Consider the following 21,708-nt stretch of genomic DNA (forward strand, 5'->3'; position numbering starts at 1 on the left):
GCGCCACTTCCGCAACGCCAAACGGTGCTGATAAAAGATGTTGTAATAGATCACCTGCCCTCACCTTTTTATCACTTTGAGTACAATGCAGCAGGCAAGGCCACCTTCGTATCCTACGCGTCAGATTTTTTCCGGTATGATGTTCTTTACGACGGAGATAGAATAAGCGAGATGAGAAATAATATCCTGGTGAACAAAGACAGGCTGCAATACTTCTACGACAATGAGGACAGGGTAAATACCTTAAAATATGCTGATTCTACAGGGCTGGTGTATACAATAATTAATCTCACCTATGATGGGCCAAAGCTTATTAAGTTAGAGCGGGAAAGAAAGACAGGTACCGGTCTTATCGTTGACAAAACAATAACAATGACTTACTATGCTGATGGTAACCTGCAGAACCGTACTGTGCACTATCCGGAAATGATTGGCCAACCGGAAACCACGTTCACTGACAGCTATGAACAATATGATAATAAGATCAATGCCCAAGGCTTTAGTCTCTTACACGACGATGAGTTTTTTGATCACTTCGTATTTCTTCCCCGAGTACAATTGCAGAAAAATAATCCAGGCAAAGAAACCCGTACAGGTGATGGCGATAATTATAAAATTGATTATACATATACCTATGATAACCGCGGTGCTCCGTTGACAAGAAGCGGCGACTTTGTATATACAAGTGGACCTGACGCAGGAAAAAGATTCCTGTTAAGTTCTACTTATACTTATTACCCATGATTTGGGTATTGGTAATAATTAAAATAGCAAATCGGCTAGTGAAGAGTATACCCGATCCACAGCAGCTAAAAAAAATTCTTGCATTATGAAACTGAAAATATTGATGTTACTGTCGCTGCTATGCGCCTACACACTTTCAGCGCAGCTTACGATAACGCCCGGTGCACAATTTTCAATTTTCAGCGATACAAAGCTGACACTTCAAAATAGCGACCTGATTATTAATGGAAACTTCCTGGTGGCAACAACCAGCCCGATTTCGTTCACAGGTGACGCCCCTTCTTTTATTAGCGGTGACGGAGTCATTCGACTTTTCAAACTGGAGATAAATAAGACGGACAACCAATCAGTTTCATTACGTAATCCAATCAGTATCGGAGACGGTGTTTTTTTTATTTCAGGTTTCCTTAACCTGAATGGTTTTGATCTTGATCTTGAAACTACTGCTCACCTGGAAGGTGAACGGGACGACAGCCGTATAATAGGACCTATCGGTGGCCAGGTGTTATTTACCACTAACCTGAATGCCCCCACCGCCGCCAACCCGGGTAGCCTTGGAGCTATTATTTCTTCTTCTCAAAACCTGGGCAATGTGACTATAAAAAGAGGACACTACCCGCAGAATGGTGCTAATCTGCCTAATAGTATATCCCGTTATTATGATATAGATCCTACAAATAATGCGGATTTGAATGCAACGTTACGTTTCAATTATTTTGATGGAGAACTAAATGGAATCAGTGAAAATTCCCTGGAGGTTTTCAAAAGCGATGATACAATAAACTGGTTGGAGCAGGGATTCAGTTCAAAAGATGCAACCGCTAATTTTGTAGAGAGAACCGGAATTGGTTTCTTTTCACGATTTACTTTATCCAATGATAATAGTCCTTTACCGGTGCATTTCATTTTATTCAATGTAAATTGTGAAGGGGGCCAGGTGCGGTTAACATGGAAAGCCGCACAAGAACAAAACAGCCATCATTTTGATGTTGAAAGAAGTGTTGATGGTATTCACTGGACAGTGATTGGCAATTTGCCCGCCGCCAACAATAGTAATTCAGAAAACAGTTATTCTTTTACTGATAATAACCCTACGCAAAATGGTTACTATCATATTGCAAAACATGATTTGAATGGCAGGGTACAATATAGCAGGACGCTCCGGTCATCATGCAATGCAGCGGATGTATTCAGGTTATGGCCAAACCCTGTTCATGAAATGGCATTGATCGATATTATTTCCAATAGTGAATCGAGAGCAATTATAAAAATATTTGACAGCAAAGGTGCATTGGTTCTGGAAAGAAGGATATCTGTTTTACAAGGTAACAACCGGGTTGTCGTAGACATGAAATCATTGTCAAATGGGGTCTACTCGATATTGGCAGAATGGAATCGCGGAGATATGAAAAAGAGTGTGCAGGTGTTCAAGCAATGAATTTAAAATCCTGCTAAAACCAATTTCCGGCGGGGACAAAAATAAATTGCGATGAAACACCAGCAAAAGGGCGAACTTTTATAATGGAAACGGTAGCTTTCTAACGGTAAAGATTACCCTATACCACTCCCTTTGTCTTATTATCCTTTTTAGGCAAATAGAAAGCAACTATTTTTTATTTAATTACGGTTTCATTTTACAAAAGTCAATCATGGGCATTTGCAAAATAAAGCACACATAACTAATGTAATTGTAACCTAATCCAGAACAAACGAACACCACACGATAACAAAATCTCTATTTAGCCAAACATCTAATGTTAACAAAAATTAATGAAAGAGGAAAAGTGACTATGTATATACCCAACTTCATACCGTAGGTATTAAAGAATGAAACTGAATTTAAAAAAGATAAGCCCAAACATAAAATGAAATCTTATTACAGCTTGCCGCTTTTTATACTAATGCTGGTATCAGGCATTTGTTGCAAAAAGGGCATATATGGAGATAAGCCACCAACGCAACCGCCAGCTGAAAAAAAATGGGTGGTAACTACCCTGGCAGGTAACGGCTTACCCAACTTTGCTGATGGACCCGCCCTTATGGCCAGATTTAGGGCGCCCCAGGACGTAACAATCTCTCCGGACGGAATCATATACGTGGCGGATGCCCTAAATCATCGTATCCGCAAAATAACGGGGGGCCAGGTTACAACCTCTGCGGGTTTCGATCGGCAAGACACAACTAGCGGTGTTGGAACATCTGCAGGATTTGCAACCCCGATCCAGGTAGTCTCAGACGGGTTGGGCAATCTCTATACATTGGATGTAAATGACTTCAGGGTTCGTAAAATAACGCCGGGTGCAGTAGTAACTGTTGCCGCGGGTAATGGAATACGAGGATTTGCTGACGGAGCGCCAGGCTCCGCTATGTTTGGTGAAAGTTTTGGCATTGCTACTGATGCAAACGGAAATATTTACGTATCGGATTGGGAAAACAAACGCATTCGGAAAATCAGCAGTACAGGAGAGGTTAGCACTGTTGCAGGGCCGCTGCAATTCGGGCCGGGTGGCATCGCCATAGACAGAGAGGGCAATTTATACGTTGTGGACGGAGGGAGTTTTCAAATTCGTAAGATAACTCCCCAGGGAGCAATCACAGTATTTGCCGGTAGTGGCTCGCCAGGTGACAACGACGGAAATGCGGATGAAACCCAATTCAGTTTTAATATGCGGGATATCGCTATCGATGGCCAGGGAAATTTGTATCTCTCTGATGAAAACCGGATCCGGAAAATAACGCCCCAAGGTGTTGTTTCGACCATTGCAGGAAGCACTTTCGGTTACAACGACGGTGACGGGGCTTCGGCAAAATTCAGCTCTCCAAATGGATTAGCAGTAAATGTGCATGGCGATATATATGTTGCAGATATAAATGATAACCGGATTCGAAAGATAAGCTTTGAATAATGAGAATGACCTTACAATCTCACTTAATTAAAAATCCGGCTAATAAGAAAACAGACTATTTCAATCGAAGAGATAGAGTAAACAGTAAATAAATAAAAATGAATAAAACCGTACAAGAACCTTATCAAACCATGATCCGTTCATTAATTTTTAAGAAGTTGCTTCCAGCTTCCTTTTTATTATTCTCTTTTACACCTAAAAACGCCGAAAATTCGGGTGGGCCGGTAGTTAGAAAAGTGCTAACAATTGTGAATCCTTTTCAAAAGCTGGTCATTAACGGAGATATTTCGGTGATGCTAACTGATAAACCACCTGGAACCGTACTGATTGAAGGAGACGAAGATGACGTGAACAATATAAAATATAGAATAAAAAATAACGAACTTGTTATTAATGCCAGCAAGAAAAAGCGACCTGCGCAACTAAAAGTCTATTTGTCTGCCACCACGCTGAAAAATATGTTTATAAACGGAGATGGGGATATTTCTTCAACCGGCACTATAAAAACCGATGATTTCCATATGTGGCTAAACGGCAACATAAATGTCGAAATCAATATTATCGGCAGGATCAGGGTTGACGCATTTGATGATAATGATTTGTTGTGGAGACCGGTATTAATGAAGATGAGCAAATAAAAAATTCGCCTCTAATCTGTTCACTTTAGAATCATCAACTGATTTTAGTTCATATGCGGATTTTCAAATTTCAAAACAGACCATAAAATGAAATATTATCATGTTGATGTATTTTCAGATAAACCCTTTTCGGGAAACGGACTCACGGTGATTATTGATCCTGGAGAATTTGACAAAACATTTATGCAAACTGTAACACAGGAAATGAGACAGTTTGAAAGTATCTTTTTATGCCAGGTTGGAGCTAATACTTTTCGTGCCTTTATTTTTACCATGAACGAGGAACTGGACTTCGCGGGACATCCCGTTATTGGTGCTGCAGCCATTCTTCATGATCTATATTCTAAGGAGCAAGACCAGCACGAATGGATCATAAATCTTAATGCTAAATCTGTACAAATTAAAACAGTCAGACATGAAGAATACTATTCGGGAAGAATGAACCAGGGCAAAGCAGAATTTTTATCGGTTCTTTCGAAAGAACAGGAAAATGCGTTTCTTAAATTCTTGAATCTGAACGAAGAAGACAAAATAGGAAGCCTGCCATTCCAGGTCATCTCTACAGGGTTACCCTATTTAATTTTGCCAATAAAAACAACATCACTTTCAAAAGTAAAAGTTGCAATTCCGGATTTAACAAAGAAACTTGAAACAATCAAAGCAAAATTTTTCTATGTTTTAGATTCAGACAATCTACAGGGAAGAACATGGGATAATCTTGGTTTGGTAGAAGACATTGCCACGGGAAGCGCGGCCGGACCTGTTGGGGCCTACCTGGTAAATAATAGTTTAGCTAAAATCGATACCGAAATTGTCTTGAGACAAGGCGATTTTTTGGGGAGGCCGGGCAAAATGAAAGTTCTCGTCACCAAAGCCGGAGACATATTCGTTGAAGGAGATGTGTGTAAAATAGCAAGTGGAGAACTTTTACAGAATAAAGAAAAACTTCCATTCCCCAGATATTTCGTCAAACCGGGGTAAACAATTTAAAGAATATACGATTTGTCCTTCGAGTCCGTCGTGAGCTCATTACGAAGGTTTGGGGATCATTCATTAATGACGAATATCTTTTTTTCAAACCGGGATGGTATAATTTTTTTTGCATATAGCCGTGGCTGCTGTGTGTCATTTCGAATCAAGAGTAATATTATGAATCTGTTTAAAATCTTTAAATATTTTTTTAGAAAACGTACAAATCTTTCTGATCGCATTTCCCTTGCCATTTCCGAGGGAATAAAGGAAGCATTTAATGAAATGGAATATCCTTTTGCAGAATTGGATTAACGGTAGGTTATCAAAGAATTGCATGCTATAAACGAAAATTCTTCTTATAGAAATAAGAAGGCTATTAAGTCTTTTATAGAGGGAGCTAATGGGTAGCAATGCTGGATCGCCATTCTTGTAGAGTTAACTAATATCAGACTCAATGCAATATTCTATGCCGGAAAATTTACAAACATCTTTTTTTGACAGTTGCTAAGGCAACTATATATGTATGAAAGCGCTTTCGAAAATTACTCAGCCTTATTTAGGATAATACAAATACAATTCTTAGCACCTTCTTATAAACGCTTCATAAAATAGGGAATCAAATACCCATAAATAGGGAATATCCCTGTGTTCAGCAAAGAATAGTTACTCCAAATTTGTAGTTATTATTCAAAACTAAATTACGTGTATGACAATTGGGGTCGAATTGGGTTTCTTAACCTGATTCCAACGATGCTGATAAACCCCTTTGAATAATTAAGAACAAAAAAAACAAGGCGCCTGGTAAAAGAAGGTATCGATAGTATTGCATTAAAACCCGAAGATGTTGCATTGATGTATACTGAAAACACACTGGCGTATGTAATCGATCAATTTTCGAAAAAATACATATGTGAAAAAATTCTAAGTGAACCCGAAGAAGAACCGGATCCTGCAAATTTCTTCCAGGCGATCCGCCAGCAAATTATTAATATCAATTACTCTAAAAGCTTTAAGCCTTTAGAAAAAGTAAAGTTGCTTACTGAAATTGCATCTCCAGGAATAAATCGCTCAGTAATTCTCAGCAGTGAAACTGTACCGGCTTTCAGGAAATGGATGATTGATGCGTAAATCATCTCAACAATGTATGATTCAAGAAAAAGTTATATGAAATCGTCGTTTCTAATTAAACAAACCCAAAGGATCTGAAAAAATAATTTGTCGCTAAAAGTTTTTTATGTTACCGGTTACCGAAATAATCTTGTGTTGTTCTTATGTAGTTGCGTTTCCTTTTGCCACGCGTACATTTCCCGATCGGCAAAATCGCTTTCACCTGAACAATGAGCAAATTGAAAGAATATTGGATGGCTGCAGGCTCAATGAAAGAGCGTCGCAAAAGGAGCTATACACTAACTACTATAGCTATGCCATGTCAATTGCATTGCGTTATTCTACCAACTATGATAACGCTGTTGAAATGACTAATGATGCCTTTCTGAAAATTTACAAAGACCTGAAAAAGTTTGTACCGCGGTATGAAAATACCATTGCCTCGTTTACTGCCTGGGTAAAACAAATAGTAATTTATTCCTGCATTGATCATATTAGAAAATATAGTAAAAGTGAAATGATGGCCGGAGTTGATATTGAACAGGTAACGCTTCCGGACGCACATGAAAATGGAGAACAAACATTGCAGTATAAAGAGATTTTAAAATGTATCCAACAATTATCACCTGCCTACAAGGCTGTATTTAATTTATATGTAATCGAAGGTTTTTCGCACGCGGAAATTGCTGAGAGATTAAATATTTCTGAAGGAACTTCTAAAAGTAATTTGCATAAGGCAAAACAAAATCTGCAGGAACTTTTAAAAAAGGGTCATATCACAAGTTATGAGAGAAGCTTATAGTGATTGGAATGTTAAGATCAGGGATGCTGCTCATAATATTCGAATAACCTTTGACGAGAGTGCCTGGAATAAAATGGAAGCGTTGTTAAATAAACAGGACATGACTTCTTTTGTCCCAGGCATTCCTTATGTACTCAAGATTACAAAAGGCAGTAAATTAAATCGAAGGCCATTACAATTTTTAATATTGCTTTTTGCTGCAATACTATTATTATTTATCAACCACGACAATTCTGAATGCAGCAAAACTTCACCCGTTGAAGATAAAAGTAAATTCCCGAGAATCCGGAAAAATAGCCGTGGAAGCGAGACCCAAAATGAAATCGCTCCGAGCCCTATTACCAGTGGGAATATGATACATCTGCCGGTTGAGAAAAAATAATAACAATAAAAATATTATATCAAAAGCAACCATTTACAATAAATGCACGCTATATGTAAAAACTAATAGTAATTATAGAAAGCGAAGTTTGATTACAGAAAATAATGTGATAAAATTTGATCGGAATATTCATGTGAATTGAAAAACAGATTTAGAGACTAACCGTGAAAACCTGCCAAATGTGTGCCGGTGATTGCATGAAACAAAACACAACATTGTGGAAAATAAAAACAGGCAAAATTTTTATAACCTTAATTTGTCGGCAGGGTATCAGTATTGGCTAAATAAAAAACAGTCAATTGGATTTGAACCTTGCTTTGAATTATCCCTATTTGGTTACAAGGTGCAGGAGAATTAAGGTTATCCGGCGCAGGTACGTTATTCGGCCTCACTTCTAAACCAATAAAAAGGCACCCGGGATGATTTGTTCAACAAATCTCCCGGCGTTGCAGGGGTTAAGTTTTATCCCAGGAGATTTATGAATTTATAACTGCGACGATAAATAGTCATAAATAAGTTGCTTCTCTTTGTCGTTAATTTTTGCCCTGTCCTGCATTTTGTCCAGCTGAACTTCCCATCCTGTTTCACCATATTCTTTTGGAAAGTGCAGATTGTGACAACTACTGCAATTAGTAACATAAAGGCTTCTTCCTTTTAAGAGCAGTTGCTGTTTCACAGGATCTGATGATACAGGTAAATGTAATGTTGGTTTGCAACTATAAAGCATGCACGCAAATACAATCGCGGTTATAATTTTATTTTTCGTCATAAGCTATATCCGATAAGCACACGTGCTTCTAATTGTTCAAAATCGTTCAAATCCCGATTGCCTGGGGCGGCATCAGTTTTGTGCAAATTTATAAGTTGTGGCAATGCTGTAATATTTGTAAAAAATTTTCCAATGGAAGCGTGAAAAGCAGGACCGGCAAATAATACGGAGTTAATCCACCCATCTTCTTTTGTAACGTCATTGTTGTTCCTTATTTCCAGCCCAACGCTAATCTCTGGTTTGAAGAAATGCATATAACCTAAATTAAATTCGACCGGAGAGTTATGCGTCCATTCTAATTTTGTAACGTTACCGATTCTTGAAATCTCTCTTTCAATTTCGTATTTGCCGACTATATTAAAGGCAATCAAATCGGTTTGCCAGCGTTTGTCAAAAATTAATTTTGTTTCAGATTCAAAATTATTCCCTCCAAATTCAAATTCTTCATACAAAGCAAAGCCAATTGCATTTGCAACAGGATCTGAAATTTTCCATTTCCATTCATTACTAAAAGAGATCTTTAATTCCTGGTTCAAGCTATTTGAGGAAGTATCTGCATAATTGAAAAGTTCAGAATTTAGATAGAATGATGTCTGGACTTTATTTCCCAGGCCAACTTCAAATTCCAGCCTCTGATCCAGGTGCCGCCCAAAAACATAGGGACTATAAGCGCCTTTTTTCCCTGTTGCCAAAGTATTTTGAAACTCAATATCAAAGTCTCCTTTGTTAAGAACATTGGTTTGGTAAGCGTAGGCAAATATTCTGTCTTGTGCAGAGGCTACGGAACTAACGGTAAGTAAGATTATCGTTGTTAAAATATATTTCATAGCTACGAACTCCTTTTGGGTAAAATTAATGTCTCGTTCTTTTCTCGCCTTTCGAAAAGAGGAACTTTTTACAAATTATTCGCATCGCAGTCGTCCGAGCTCAAATTGTAATTTTACCTTAAAAGTCGGAACAACACTGGGTTAACCGTGATCGTTAGTGTAGTATTCCTATTAAATGAAATCAGCCTCAGTTCAGCAATGAGTTGTATTAGTCTCAGTTATTTATTATATATCGTAAAAACGAATGGAGAGGGTTGGGCCTACTCGAAATTTTGGGACATCTTTCAAAAAACCAAAGTAAACAAGGGGGCGAAAATTTTCGCCCTCTTGTTATTGTCTTCACAGGTTATATTTATTTGTGCAGGGTAATTGTCGCTATGTGCATATCCTCATTGCCTGAAACATTCACCGTCGTAATGCTATCCCTATAATTGTTGGTAGTTGCATGGACTAACAATGTGTAAACGCCGGTTTTTAATCCTGTAATTTTAAATTCGCCTTCACTCGAAGCCATTGTGCTGGTAGTATCACTTCCATTGATTGCATAAACAATAGCATGCGAATCGGCAGGCAATACTTTTCCTTCTATGCCCGCAGATTTTATCCTGTTAAAGCCATGCACCTCCGGCTTTAATTCAAATTCGTTGCCATGCTGTTGTACGGAACGGCTTGCATCTATATCAACACTTAATTCAAACCTGCCGTTATTGGATGACAAAAGGGACTCATCGAGTTTTATAACTATAATGTTGTTTTTATCTTTTATGACCAATGGTACCGTAACACCATTTAAAACACCATGATTGTTTTGCCCGAGGGTTATTCTTATTTTTTTCAAATTTTTATTTATTTGAAAGTTGCCGGTTCCTAAAATGGTATCTATCCCGTTTCTGAATTTTAGTAAGTCATATACACCCGGTGTAATAGTGAGATTTACCCAGCCCCCGTCAGTCGATCCGTTTCTATCGCTCTCGTCATGCTCGGCTTCGTGTTCGCTTTCGTTGATTGCTTCAGAATCATCTTCAGCTTTTACTTCCACTTTTTGAATATCAATAAAGAGATTATCAAATACTAATGTGGGGTCATCGGTTAGATAAATGCTTACGGGTGACGTTCCGGAAGTACTTCCTACATTTCCTTTCTTGCATGCAGATCCAAGCAGCATAAAGAAAGTCATAATAGTAATTGTTGAAAATTTAACGATGGTGTACTTTTTCATTTTGTTTTTGTTTTAGTTTTTTTTAATTATTTCAGATATACTAATTGGTAAACACACCAGTATGTTTTGTAACCTTATGTAAAAAATTATTTTGGAAATATTTTTAATCGTATGTCCCCACGAAAAAATTGGTTAGCGTTTTACCCGAAAGCGGGTAATCGCAAAACGTATATAATAATGCCTACTGTGGAAATCAGGATTTGTAACCTAGCAATTTAACCCTCTTTAAAAACCACCAGGTTACTTTGGAATGATATAAGTGATCAATATCTGCGTGTATCTTTTCAAATAACGGAATTGCTTTCGATGGTTCTTTATTTTCCAGGTAACTCATAGCAAGATAATATTCAGTGTCGTCCTGGTAAAAATGAGTGTGTTGCAGGTCATTGATTTGCTGAACTGATAAAAAACATTTGATGGCATCGGATGGCTTATTTAATTGTAGATATGCATTGCCCGCAATAAAATAATCGTGCAGTGTTTTGGATTGTTCTTCCGAAAAAAGTTCAGTCACATTTGAAAAATGAGAAAGTTTGTATTCCTGCTCAATCATCGATTCGTTATTATTTCCCCTGTTTTCGTGGAGCGTATATTCCTGGAAATTATTCTTAAAAAGTGAATTCGAAGAAAGTGTCACATATTCATAAACCGATGCAACACCTAACAAAATAATTACTGTAGCCGCAACTCGTAAAGTGTATTTCATAAACCTGTTTGCCACTCTAAATTTGTGCGTAGGTCTGCCCTTCAGTTCTTTCATCATCTCTGCATGTAACGAACCTACTTTTTCACGCAATCCGAAAGATCTAATTACTTCCAGGGAAATTTTTAAATTATTCAGCTCTTCCTGCAAACTATTATCTTCATTTATTCTTAATTCCAGGTTTTTAGCTTCAGCATCATCTAATTCCCCGTCAAGATATTTTGATAATAATTCTGTATTGGTATAATTAGGATTCATATTGTAAAATTGATTTTAAGTTTTCTGCCACGTGTGGTTTAAGGGCCAGTGTTTGCTGAAGTTTTTGAAGACATTTATATTTCTTATTGCGTACCACCTGTTCATTTTCATAATGAAGATTAATTAGAATTTCCTGCATCGATAGGTTGTCATAATAAAATGCCAACAGTATTTTTTTACAATTTTCGCCCAGGCCTTCAATTAATTCCACAATTTGATTTTTTATTTCCCGGTTGATAATATATTCACCCGCGCCTGCTTCACTTTTTTCCTGCGCATTTTCATATTTTTCTTCCCTGGCCTTTGACCTTTTTCTTTTCTTTAGTTCATTAAGCCAGGTATTACGCACCAATACGTAAATAAAAGTTCCGATGCTGCTATCTCCTCTAAATTTACTCCTTTGAACCAATTGAATAAAACTTACAATTACTTCCTGGAAAATATCTTCGGCATCTTCCTGGCTACCGCTATTCTGTTTAATATAAATACTGGATTTAAGAAACTGGGAACGATATAGATATTTTATTACCGCATCCATGTTATCCCCATTCTTTATCATCCGCAAAAGTTCCGCATCAGAATAATTACTGACAATTTTCATCTTCGATACATATTAGTAAATAGCAAACGCCATTATGTAATCAAATTATAACTTTTTTCTTCAATTTCTATGCAATATTGCATACGGGCCTTAGTTATTACTATAACCGGCAAAGGCAACCCTAAAAGGTGTTTGGCCGATGTTTTTAAAAAAATCTGCAATTAAATGTTATATTTTGCCTGCCTGAGTTGACTCATTATATACTCACTAAATTTACTTTATGAAACGAGGTGTAAACATCTTATATTTTTCTGGCCTTCTTTTATTAATAACATCCTGCAAAAAGCAAGAGAGTACCCCAACTCCACCACCGGTTGGATCTTCTTTGAATTATGGAGATTCGATATTTTATCAAAAAAACCAATCGCAGGATTATATAGTCACCCCAACCAATACGTTAACCGGCAAATATCTTTCCTTTCCGGACGGACTGGTTATAGATGGAACTTCGGGCACAATCAACGTTACCAAAAGTGAAACGGGATTGAAATATGCGATTGCGTTTGTGCCTGACCAGAAAAAAGATACGCTATTGACTTTCGTAACTATTTCCGGAATTAATTATAAAGATGGCTTTTATGTTTTAACCGGACCTGATTCAATTGCCTCATCTATATATAATGCAGTACCGGGTGTAACTATTCCGGGACTTGGCAGCGGAAGCGCTTTCGATGTTGGTTCTAATTGCAACAGCCAGGGTTGCGCAGTTAACACTAACAATGGCACTATCAACCTTGCAGCAACGGTACGCAACGGGGTATTTGGGGCGACGCCATCCAATAATGACCGGCATGAATTTGACATGACCTACCAAATAAATGACAAAAGCAACGGTGCAACTAATAAACTAAGAGTAAAGCTGTATTATTTTAATACCATGAACGATGTCACCCAGGAGGCATACGATATTATTAACTCAAGAGCAGGCTCTATTATTGGTCCTTCGAACGCCGTTCCCGCTTTAGCATTCAGCAGTACTATAGCAAAGCCCCGACCGCCCTGCATCTTTATTGTAGGCCATTGATAATATTTTTAAACATTAATTTGCATTTACAGTTTTATAGTAAATGCATTTATGTTATTACGAATCGCGTTAACTTTTTTTTGCCTTATCGTTACGGTTATTCCACAAAGTCAGGATAATGAGGCGCCGGGAAATTATCTTCGTTTTTATAGAACTGCAGAGAATTTATATAACGCAAAAACGCCCACTGAAACTACTGATAGCATTGCACTTTATAATTATCGAAGGGCAATTTCTATTCTGGAAGAAAATAAAAAAAATGACAGCGTTCTATTCGACAGCTATGTAAAATCTGGCATTATTTCAATGTCTTATGGTAGAAATGAGCAGGCATTGACCTTCTTTGTAAAATCAATTTTACTTGAGGAAAATTCCGACAAAATTCCCGACTCTTCACTTTTTAAGCCATACCTGTTTACGGGAAATGTGTACCATAATATGCTGAACATGGACTCTGCTTTATTTTATTATAGTCATGCAGAAAATGTTATAAATAAATATCCCACCACGAGCGAAGCTGAAAGGATATACAATCAACAGGGAGCACTTTATTATGAAACGGGAGATTATAGAAAAAGTATTACCTACTTTGAGAAGGCGCTGTCCGTCATAAAAAAACAATCTCCCTTAAATAAATACTTTGTTGTTAATTATGAAAATAATATTGCTTCTGCTTTAAGAAAAACCGGTGATATTGAGCAGGCGCTCGCCATCTATAAAAGCTTACTCGCTTATAATATTAACAAAGATGAATTACTCCACAATATAGGAGCCAGTTATCTTCAAACCGGTAATTATAATGCAGCGGTTTCCTGGCTAAGGCAGGTGAAAAACAAAGACCAGTCATTGTTTAACGACTTAGCTGCCACCTATATTTTATCTCATAAGAACGATTCGGCTCTTAGTAACCTGGATGCGTCGCTTCATCTGCAAAACAGTTCACACCCTGGTCAGAAAAACATCGAGTACGCCTATACGTTAAAATACCTGGGCGATGTAATGCTCGATGAGAAACATATTGACAAGGCTATTCACAAATATCACCAGGCTGTTATTGAGGCTGATCCTGATTTTAAAGACACAACGGTCGAACAAAATCCACAAACTTTTTACGGGCTGCATCAATCCTTTTTTTTATTTCAGGCATTAACTGCAAAAGCCAATGCATTTAATAAAAAATACACAAACCAGGAAGAAGTTTCTCAGCTTGTCAATTCGTTTGCAACTTATTCGTCTGCACTAAAGCTTGCCAAACATGTTGAACAGATGTATAATTCTGATGAGTCTCGTTTATTTTTAAAAAAGAATGTAGATTCCGTGTATAAGATTACCGTGGACATTGGACTTCAATTATACGAAGCGTCTAAGGATACCAGTTACCTCCTCAAGGTTTTAAAATATATCGAAGAGGATAAGGCTTCTGTGTTGCAGGCAGACCTTCACGAATTGGAATTGAGTTCAATAGAAGGTTTACCCAAAAACCTATTAAGCCAGGAAAGGCAATTGAAATTAAGTATTTCAAAGCTGAATAACACATTTTCTCAAAACACCGACAGTAGTGTTATCGGGCAATTACTTTCTCAAATTCGCGATAAGGAATTACAGTTATCAAGCGTGCAGACTAAGCTAAACGCTGATCCTGCTTATTATAAATTAAAATTCAATCCGCCCGGCGTGGATATTAAGACCATACAAAATGAGGTGATACAAAAAGATGAGGCAGTTATTTCTTATTATTATACAAGAGAAAGGTTATTGTGCTTTTACATAACAAAAGAAAATTTTGGCTACACTTCCGAAGTGCGTGATGCAAACCTTTCAGCATTAATTTTAAAACTCAGAAACGAACTTAATGCACAGGAACAGGGTGACCGGGAAGCTGTTCGCGAAACGTCTGTGCAGCTCTACAATTACCTGGTGCGGCCGGTTGCTAAGTTTTTAAGACAGGCAAAACATCTTGTAATAATTCCTTATAATGAAATCAACTATGTACCATTTGAAATGCTCACTGATTCGGTCAACAACGAAATTGTATTAAATAAATTCGCAACAAGTTATAATTACTCAATTAACTTTTTGCGGCGATATAAACCTGACCGGGCAAAATATGATGTATTATCCTTTGCTCCATTCAGTAAAAAAACCAACGATATAAAAAATTATCCCATCCTTAAAGAATCAAGCGACGAAGTCAAGGATTTACCAGGGAAAACTTTGCTAAGTAAATATGCCACAAAGGAAAGTTTTATGAAGTCCGCATCGCAATACCCCATAATACATTTGGCAACCCATGCAATTGTTAATAACGAAGAACCTCTTTCATCATTCATTGCATTTTATCCGTATACGGACTCGGTTTTAAAAAATAATTTGTATGAGCGTGAAGTTTATAACCTCGATCTTGAAAAAAATCAATTGGTAATTTTAAGCGCCTGCGAAACCGGTAACGGTCAAATGATCAACGGGGAAGGCGTGATGAGTTTATCAAGGGCATTTTTTTATGCAGGTAGCAAAAGTGTGGTCACTTCATTATGGAAAGCTGATGATGTAGCTACCGCCTTTATTACAAAAAAGATGCACGAATATTTAATGAGTGGATTGGCGAAAGATGAAGCACTGCAAAAGGCAAAATCCGATTATTTAAACAATGACAACATTGACAAACGATTTAAGATACCTGCCTACTGGGCGACGCTGGTTCTTATCGGCGATTTTAATTCGGTTACCGAAGGAAAAAATCATTTTGCTATAATACTACTAGCCGGCCTTATTGTAAGTCTTATTCTAATTGTTGTTTTAACGAAAAGATCAAGTAACTCATAAATTTATTGCAGACGAAAAAAAACCCCCGCAATAGAGTAACTGGTCACACCCCCCCAATACTATAAATATTTTTTGATGGATAATTTTTAATGGATAAATCATCATCAAAATTCTATACACGTAACATTCTTACAGCTTATTGAAATTATTTACTTCCCAAAAGTTTAGGATCACAACGTTTGAACAAATTCAGGCAACCAATTTTTAAAGAGCATCGTTTACCAGTGGATAACATTCATTTTAAATCAAATATTTGTAAGATGTATCGCTTAAAGGCATTTTACAAAATAATCTTAAACCCTAATTATGAAAAAGAATAGCCTTCTGGCACTTATTGCCGCAATTCTCCTAATCGTTGTTTCCTGTAAAAAAAACAACACTGTTGTAACGCCGCCCCGGACCGATATACATTTGGATTCGAATGGCCAGGTCGGTTCGCATATCGTTGACAAAGATGGCCGATCATTATATTTCTTTTCCAACGATGCAAACGGGTCGTCAAACTGTACCGGTGGTTGTTTAGCAATCTGGTCAGCATTTTTGGCTGACAGTGCAAACACAACTTATAGCGACGGACTGGCTGAGTCAGATTTCAAAACCATCACCTCTACCTCAGGCGGAAAACAAACGACTTATAGAGGATGGCCTTTATATTATTACACTCCCGGCGGGACACCCGAAACCGCAGGCCAAACCAGCGGCGAAGGAATTGCCGGTATCTGGTTTGTCGCTAAGATGAATTATTCTATAATGATTGCTAATAATCAGCTTACTGGCAGCAACGGTGTAAATTACTTAAGTAATTATAGCCCGGGAGATGGACGCTCCATTTACTTAACCGATGGCAATGGCAATACGTTGTACACTTTCGCAAAAGACAGCAATCTCATTAATAAATTTACAAAACCGGACTTTAGCAACAATGGCCTGTTCCCGATTTACGAAACAACTAATATAACGATTCCGTCTACCCTCGATAAATCATTGTTTGTTGCTATTCAGTTCAATGGCAAGAATCAACTCACTTATAATGGCTGGCCGTTATACTATTACGGAGCAGACAGTCTTGTGAGGGGCGCAACCAAAGGAATCAACTTTCCTCCATCACAGCCGGTGGGTGCCATCTGGCCAGTGGCAACAAAAGATGAAGTAGCTGCACCGAGGTAAGAACAATGATACCATAAATTCGTGGAATGATTTAAAAGGGCACTCTAAAATATCTAAAAGAGTTTTTTTTCAAAATAATTTGCGCTGCCAAAATATTATTTAATTTAAGGGAGGCAACTTTTTTTGCGGGAGTACCGATTATTATACCAGAAATATTATACTTGATAACTGCAAACGAACTAAACACACTTATCAGGGGTTGTACCCTGAATAATAGAGAGAGTCAAAAAAAGATGTATGACTCTTTTTATAGCTATGGTATGTCAATTTGCGACCGCTATACAAGGAACAAAGAGGATTCCATAGATATCTTTAATGATGCATTTCTGAAAATATTTAAGGAAATACACAGGTATAAGCCGGCTTACGCCGATGAATTAAATTCATTCAAAGGCTGGCTAAGAAAAATTATGATCTATACCGCCATAGACTACAACAGGAAATATCATAAACATGGCTTTACGGCAGAGCTGAATACTGCGCTGATTTTCGTTCCGTCAGAGGAAGAAAATGCTTTTGACATGATTTCCTATGATGAAATAATCCGTGCTATCAGGGAACTTTCACCTGCTTATCGCACTGTTTTAAATATGTTTATTGTTGATGGTTTCAGCCATGAAGAGATCTCAAGCCAACTTGGTATTGCAGTAGGTACTTCAAAGTCCAATCTTTCGAAAGCAAGGCAGCAATTACAAAATATTTTAAAAAAAGACAATAATATAACAAGAGCGAAAAATGTTGGATGATGAAATAAATAAAAGAATCAGCGAAGCTGCAGACCGTTACCACCCTGCTTATGATGATGAGGCGTGGCAAAAGATGGAACGTTTGCTCGATGAACAACTTCCTCAAAAAAAGGATAGAAGAAGAATATTTTTCTACCTTCTTTTTGCAGCTATCGTTTGTGGAGGACTATTTTTTATTTTCTATCCCCGCGAAAAAAATGGTTCATCTGCGTTTCTTTCAAATAACACACCGGGAAATAATATGAAACCCAATAATAAAAACACAGAATCGCCGGCAAGCAATCCTCTCAACAATAGTGACAATAGTAATAATAGTAATGATGCTATTGTCTCTCCTGTAAATAAAAATGTTATCGCCCAACAACAAAAGTTAATTACTCCTGGTGTGGCCGCCATCAACACAAATCAGAAAAATTATCCGGAAAATAAAAGTGGTAATAGAAAAATTAGAATTAACAAAGATGAAACAAGCAATACAAATGTGGAAGATGAAACTGCAGAAACAACCCCTTTGATTAGCGATGACAAGTCATCGGCTACAACAGGAAAATTGAATAGTAACGTATCGCAAGAGCCTGCAACCAGTGACGTTGTTAATAAGATTTCTGCAACTAACGATCAGGATAGTTCGAAAAATAGTCAGGCCTTGAAGGCGGCAAATCCGAAAGAATCAAAAGGTGCTACCAGGCAGACGAAAATTGACAAAAGCTTTAAAAAGAATTTCGGAATAAGTATAAGCACAGGAGCAGACGTAAGTGGTGTAACTGTTAGCGAGGCAGGAAAAATATCTGTTTCTTATGGGGCAGGCCTGAGCTATGATTTATCAAACAGGTTTACTTTACGGACCGGATTTTACATTGATACTAAAATTTACTCTGCCAATAAAAATCAATATCATTCCTCCACGTGGAACGCAAACTATAATTACTTGTTTCATATTAATGCTAACTGTAAAGTTTATGAGATACCCCTAACCGTGAGTTATCATTTTGCGAAAGCCAACCATCATGAATGGTTTGCCTCTGGCGGACTTTCTTCATATTTGATGAAAAGAGAAGAGTACAAATATTATTATAAATATCCTTCGTGGGATACAACGGTAGCGCGGCCCGCTATATCAAATAAAAATCAACATTACTTTTCGGTAGTAGATCTTTCCGGGGGATATAAGTATGTGTTTAATAAATCGGTTTCTCTACTTGTAGAGCCATACCTGAAAATACCTTTGAGTGGTGTGGGTGCAGGCAAAGTAAAATTAAATAGTGCAGGTGTTCTGTTTACCGTGGCAGTGAAACCCTTTAGAAAATAATTTCCGAAAAGTCTTAATAGAGGCAAGAAAATTTATAAACTTGTTTGCCCGTATTTCAATAACTTAAAATCCCTTTGAAAATAGATTTAAAGGCTTTCTTACAGGAAAGCCTTTTTCATAAATTATGAGAGGGAAATTAATAAAAGATTTATCTGCTAATACACTGCAGATGATAATCAACCAGGTTTGCGGGTTGGCAATTTTTTATGTCTTGTCCGTTTTTTTTTCAAAAAATGATTTTGGCGAAATTAATTGGTCACTGGCAATCCTGCTCACTGCATTCAGCATACTATCTTTGGGTATTGACCAACTGGTTGTAAAGAAAATAGCAGAAGGAACCAGCCCGCAAATAATGTTGTCTGTTTATTTCCTTCATGTAATGCTCACCGGTTGTGTTTTTTATTTAGCATTATTGCTGGTTCATTTTGCTTTACCGGGATTTCATCACCAGTTACTGCTTTTTCTGGGGATTGGGAAACTGATGATTTTCTTTGCTTCCCCATTCAAACAGCTGGCAAATGGACTTGAAAAATTCAGGCTATTGTTTTACATGTCCGTTTGTTCTAATATAGTGCGAAGCGTTCTTTTGATTGTATTCGCTTTTTTGGGTAATCTTTCACTGTCTTTGGTAGTTATCATTTTTATCAGCGGCGATATAGCTGAATTCATTCTTTCAATTGTGTTAGTTAAAATAATATTAAAGATTCCATTAACCCTGACCGTTAGTAAAACCAGCTATTTTAATCTTTTAAGGGAATCTCTTCCACAGGCTGGCGTGGTTATTTTCACTTCTGCTATTGCACGTTTCGATTGGATATTTCTCGGTATCCTGGCTTCAAACATTGCACTTGCAGAATATAGTTTTGCATTTAAGGTTTTTGAAGTGGCATCATTACCATTACTGGTAATTGCACCAATTTTAATTCCGCGATTTACAAGAATATTCCACCTCTCCTCTCCTGTCGACCTCTCTGCAAAACAAAGTGTGCTGGCAATTTTATTCAGGTTCGAAATGATCATTTCATCCCTTGTTGCATTGGTGCTAAATATTCTTTGGGTGCCGGTGATAGATCATATCACACATAATAAGTATGGCGCCGTTAACAGTAATACGATTTTTATTTTGTCGGCCTGCATGCCTTTTATATACGCCAATAACTTTTTATGGACTGTAAATTTTTCGAAGGGAAAACTTAAATTGATTTTCTACATCTTCATGTTTACTTTTTTAGTGAATGTCATCATTGACATCATTTTAATTCCCCGGTTTGGCGGGGAGGGTGCTGCCCTGGGATATTTAATGGCTGTGGCAACTCAATATCTTTTGTTCAGGATAAAGACGAACATTGAAATCTTCAGGAAAAATGATTATGCTATTTTAATTTGTCCCCTGGTCGCATTCGTTAGCGGAATATTGGCTACGCAATTTATTGCAGGCACTGTGGCCGCTCTTTTCGTTTCAATCACATTCTTCTTTTTTTTATTAATTATTAGCCGCCAATTTATTTTACAAGACTGGTCTCACATAAAACACGTTACTGGATTTTAGCTGGCAACCTCAATCGATGATGTTACGTTTAGAATTTCAAAACGGTTAATCATATCAGATCTAAAGGTTTCAAAAACTCATCGGTTGATTCTTAAAACACACGTAGCAAAAAGTAAGCAAACAGTTACTGCCATTGACTGGAAACTCCTTGTTTTCCTATTACTATTTTTAAACGTGAAGCTGATCGTAAAACTCGCGGCGATCATATTGATCTATATTCTGCAGGCCGATTTTAAATTCGGCTTTCGTTTTCGCAATTCGAGATTACCCCTTTTCTATTTATTAATTATCGGCATTGGTGTTCTTGATTACTTCACAATGCCCGGAGCTAAAGGTCTTAACTATAGCATTGTTGTTATCACAGGAATTGGTTTCTGGCTGCTTGGCATTCTTGCTGTTCACCAGGTAAAAAGATGCGTTGAGCTTAATGACCCAAGGGTTATTCGAAAAACCATTTCTGCTTTTTTTATCATAAATGCAATTATTTCATTAGGGACGTTACTTGTAATCATTGTCAAAACGGGAGCTATCAATCCTTATCTGTACCAGGGGCAGTATCAATTGTATTTTATTGGAACCGGTGACTATATCCGGGGCATTTCCTTTGACACTTCTACTACAAATGCTGTATTGAATGCATTTGGTGTCATCTATTTTTTAAGCCACAAGAAAGCTCTGATGGTTTTTATGTGCATGACAATTCTTTTGCTTACGGGTAGCAATATAACCAATTTGCTACTTTCCATGACGCTATTATTTGTTTTCATCTTTCAGAGCGATAAGGATCAAAAAAGTCTCATTCTCATCTGCCTGTTCTTCCTTGTTATTTTTGTAGCAAAGGTCTCTCCGCAAAACAACCAGTACGTCGCCAATACGCTAAAACATTTTTTTAACGAGCCCTCCAAAACTCTGGCTGTAAATGCAGTTGCGATTGAAGACAGAGCTGACAGTACACTCACTCCGGAAGAAAGGAAACAAAAAATCGCCACATTGTATCTTGACAGCCTCTCAGCGATAAATCAAAAAAAGTTAACTTTTATCAGCAATATAACGGAAACGCATGACCTAAAAAATGCCATTCCAACAGATGATATTAACGGCCCGGAGTTTCAGCACAAATCTTTTGCCACGCAGGTGGAAGAAAATATGCATCAATTTATAA

General features: G+C 37.4%; 20 protein-coding genes. 15 read left to right on the forward strand and 5 right to left on the reverse strand.

Features of this window, described 5'->3' with window-relative positions; genetic code table 11:
* The 8 genes from ACO1O5_RS17990 to ACO1O5_RS18025 form a co-directional block, all read left to right on the forward strand.
* Positions 1 to 744: hypothetical protein (locus ACO1O5_RS17990; protein ID WP_486272686.1), on the forward strand; the 744-nt coding region annotated here is incomplete at its 5' end.
* Positions 745 to 829: 85 nt separating this feature from the next.
* Positions 830 to 2,182, forward strand: a complete 1,353-nt coding sequence (locus ACO1O5_RS17995; protein ID WP_486272688.1) for a T9SS type A sorting domain-containing protein — start codon at positions 830 to 832, stop codon at positions 2,180 to 2,182.
* A 427-nt stretch (positions 2,183 to 2,609) separates the two neighbouring features.
* Positions 2,610 to 3,650 carry an NHL repeat-containing protein gene (locus ACO1O5_RS18000; protein ID WP_486272690.1) on the forward strand — a complete coding sequence of 347 codons (1,041 nt, stop codon included), beginning with the start codon at positions 2,610 to 2,612 and terminating at the stop codon, positions 3,648 to 3,650.
* A gap of 98 nt (positions 3,651 to 3,748) precedes the next feature.
* Complete coding sequence (locus ACO1O5_RS18005) at positions 3,749 to 4,288, forward strand: GIN domain-containing protein (protein ID WP_486272692.1); 540 nt, start codon at positions 3,749 to 3,751, stop codon at positions 4,286 to 4,288.
* An 87-nt stretch (positions 4,289 to 4,375) separates the two neighbouring features.
* Complete coding sequence (locus ACO1O5_RS18010) at positions 4,376 to 5,269, forward strand: PhzF family phenazine biosynthesis protein (RefSeq protein WP_486272694.1); 894 nt, start codon at positions 4,376 to 4,378, stop codon at positions 5,267 to 5,269.
* Between the two features lie 813 nt (positions 5,270 to 6,082).
* Positions 6,083 to 6,388, forward strand: coding sequence for a LytTR family transcriptional regulator DNA-binding domain-containing protein (locus ACO1O5_RS18015; RefSeq protein WP_486272722.1), 306 nt, complete (start codon positions 6,083 to 6,085; stop codon positions 6,386 to 6,388).
* A gap of 106 nt (positions 6,389 to 6,494) precedes the next feature.
* Positions 6,495 to 7,169, forward strand: coding sequence for an RNA polymerase sigma factor (locus ACO1O5_RS18020; protein ID WP_486272696.1), 675 nt, complete (start codon positions 6,495 to 6,497; stop codon positions 7,167 to 7,169).
* A complete protein-coding gene (locus ACO1O5_RS18025; RefSeq protein WP_486272698.1) occupies positions 7,153 to 7,551 on the forward strand; it encodes a hypothetical protein in 399 nt (132 codons plus the stop codon). The genes ACO1O5_RS18020 and ACO1O5_RS18025 overlap by 17 nt, the downstream gene beginning before the upstream one ends.
* A gap of 484 nt (positions 7,552 to 8,035) precedes the next feature.
* Here ACO1O5_RS18025 and ACO1O5_RS18030 read toward each other — a convergent pair whose 3' ends face one another.
* The 5 genes from ACO1O5_RS18030 to ACO1O5_RS18050 all read right to left on the reverse strand — a co-directional run bounded on the left by ACO1O5_RS18030 (position 8,036) and on the right by ACO1O5_RS18050 (position 11,928).
* The gene (locus ACO1O5_RS18030) at positions 8,036 to 8,320 is read right to left on the reverse strand and encodes a cytochrome c (protein WP_486272700.1); all 285 of its coding nucleotides are present in this window, start codon (positions 8,318 to 8,320) and stop codon (positions 8,036 to 8,038) included.
* Positions 8,317 to 9,147, reverse strand: a complete 831-nt coding sequence (locus tag ACO1O5_RS18035) for a hypothetical protein (protein ID WP_486272702.1) — start codon at positions 9,145 to 9,147, stop codon at positions 8,317 to 8,319. The genes ACO1O5_RS18030 and ACO1O5_RS18035 overlap by 4 nt, the downstream gene beginning before the upstream one ends.
* A 352-nt stretch (positions 9,148 to 9,499) precedes the next feature.
* On the reverse strand, positions 9,500 to 10,366 hold the full coding sequence (locus tag ACO1O5_RS18040; protein ID WP_486272704.1) for a DUF4382 domain-containing protein: 867 nt from the start codon (positions 10,364 to 10,366) through the stop codon (positions 9,500 to 9,502).
* Positions 10,367 to 10,559: 193 nt separating this feature from the next.
* Positions 10,560 to 11,327: a hypothetical protein gene (locus ACO1O5_RS18045; RefSeq protein ID WP_486272706.1), complete on the reverse strand. Its 768-nt coding sequence runs from the start codon at positions 11,325 to 11,327 to the stop codon at positions 10,560 to 10,562.
* On the reverse strand, positions 11,317 to 11,928 hold the full coding sequence (locus ACO1O5_RS18050) for an RNA polymerase sigma factor (protein WP_486272708.1): 612 nt from the start codon (positions 11,926 to 11,928) through the stop codon (positions 11,317 to 11,319). The genes ACO1O5_RS18045 and ACO1O5_RS18050 overlap by 11 nt, the downstream gene beginning before the upstream one ends.
* A gap of 220 nt (positions 11,929 to 12,148) precedes the next feature.
* Here ACO1O5_RS18050 and ACO1O5_RS18055 point away from each other — a divergent pair, with 220 nt between their 5' ends.
* The 7 genes from ACO1O5_RS18055 to ACO1O5_RS18085 form a co-directional block, all read left to right on the forward strand.
* Positions 12,149 to 12,952: a hypothetical protein gene (locus ACO1O5_RS18055; protein ID WP_486272710.1), complete on the forward strand. Its 804-nt coding sequence runs from the start codon at positions 12,149 to 12,151 to the stop codon at positions 12,950 to 12,952.
* 51 nt (positions 12,953 to 13,003) lie between these two features.
* Positions 13,004 to 15,775, forward strand: a complete 2,772-nt coding sequence (locus ACO1O5_RS18060; RefSeq protein ID WP_486272712.1) for a CHAT domain-containing protein — start codon at positions 13,004 to 13,006, stop codon at positions 15,773 to 15,775.
* Positions 15,776 to 16,081: 306 nt separating this feature from the next.
* Entirely contained in the window at positions 16,082 to 16,942 is an 861-nt protein-coding gene (locus tag ACO1O5_RS18065) for a COG4315 family predicted lipoprotein (RefSeq protein ID WP_486272714.1), read from the forward strand.
* A 233-nt stretch (positions 16,943 to 17,175) separates the two neighbouring features.
* Positions 17,176 to 17,688: an RNA polymerase sigma factor gene (locus tag ACO1O5_RS18070; protein ID WP_486272716.1), complete on the forward strand. Its 513-nt coding sequence runs from the start codon at positions 17,176 to 17,178 to the stop codon at positions 17,686 to 17,688.
* Positions 17,678 to 18,997 (forward strand): porin family protein, encoded by a 1,320-nt coding sequence (locus ACO1O5_RS18075; protein WP_486272718.1) that lies wholly within the window; start codon positions 17,678 to 17,680, stop codon positions 18,995 to 18,997. Before ACO1O5_RS18070 ends, ACO1O5_RS18075 begins: the two co-directional genes overlap by 11 nt.
* A gap of 124 nt (positions 18,998 to 19,121) precedes the next feature.
* Entirely contained in the window at positions 19,122 to 20,546 is a 1,425-nt protein-coding gene (locus tag ACO1O5_RS18080; protein WP_486272719.1) for an oligosaccharide flippase family protein, read from the forward strand.
* A gap of 84 nt (positions 20,547 to 20,630) precedes the next feature.
* Positions 20,631 to 21,708, forward strand: a 1,078-nt coding sequence (locus ACO1O5_RS18085) for a hypothetical protein (protein WP_486272720.1), incomplete at its 3' end; no start/stop codon positions are given.

Source organism: Ginsengibacter sp. (genome assembly GCF_057362405.1).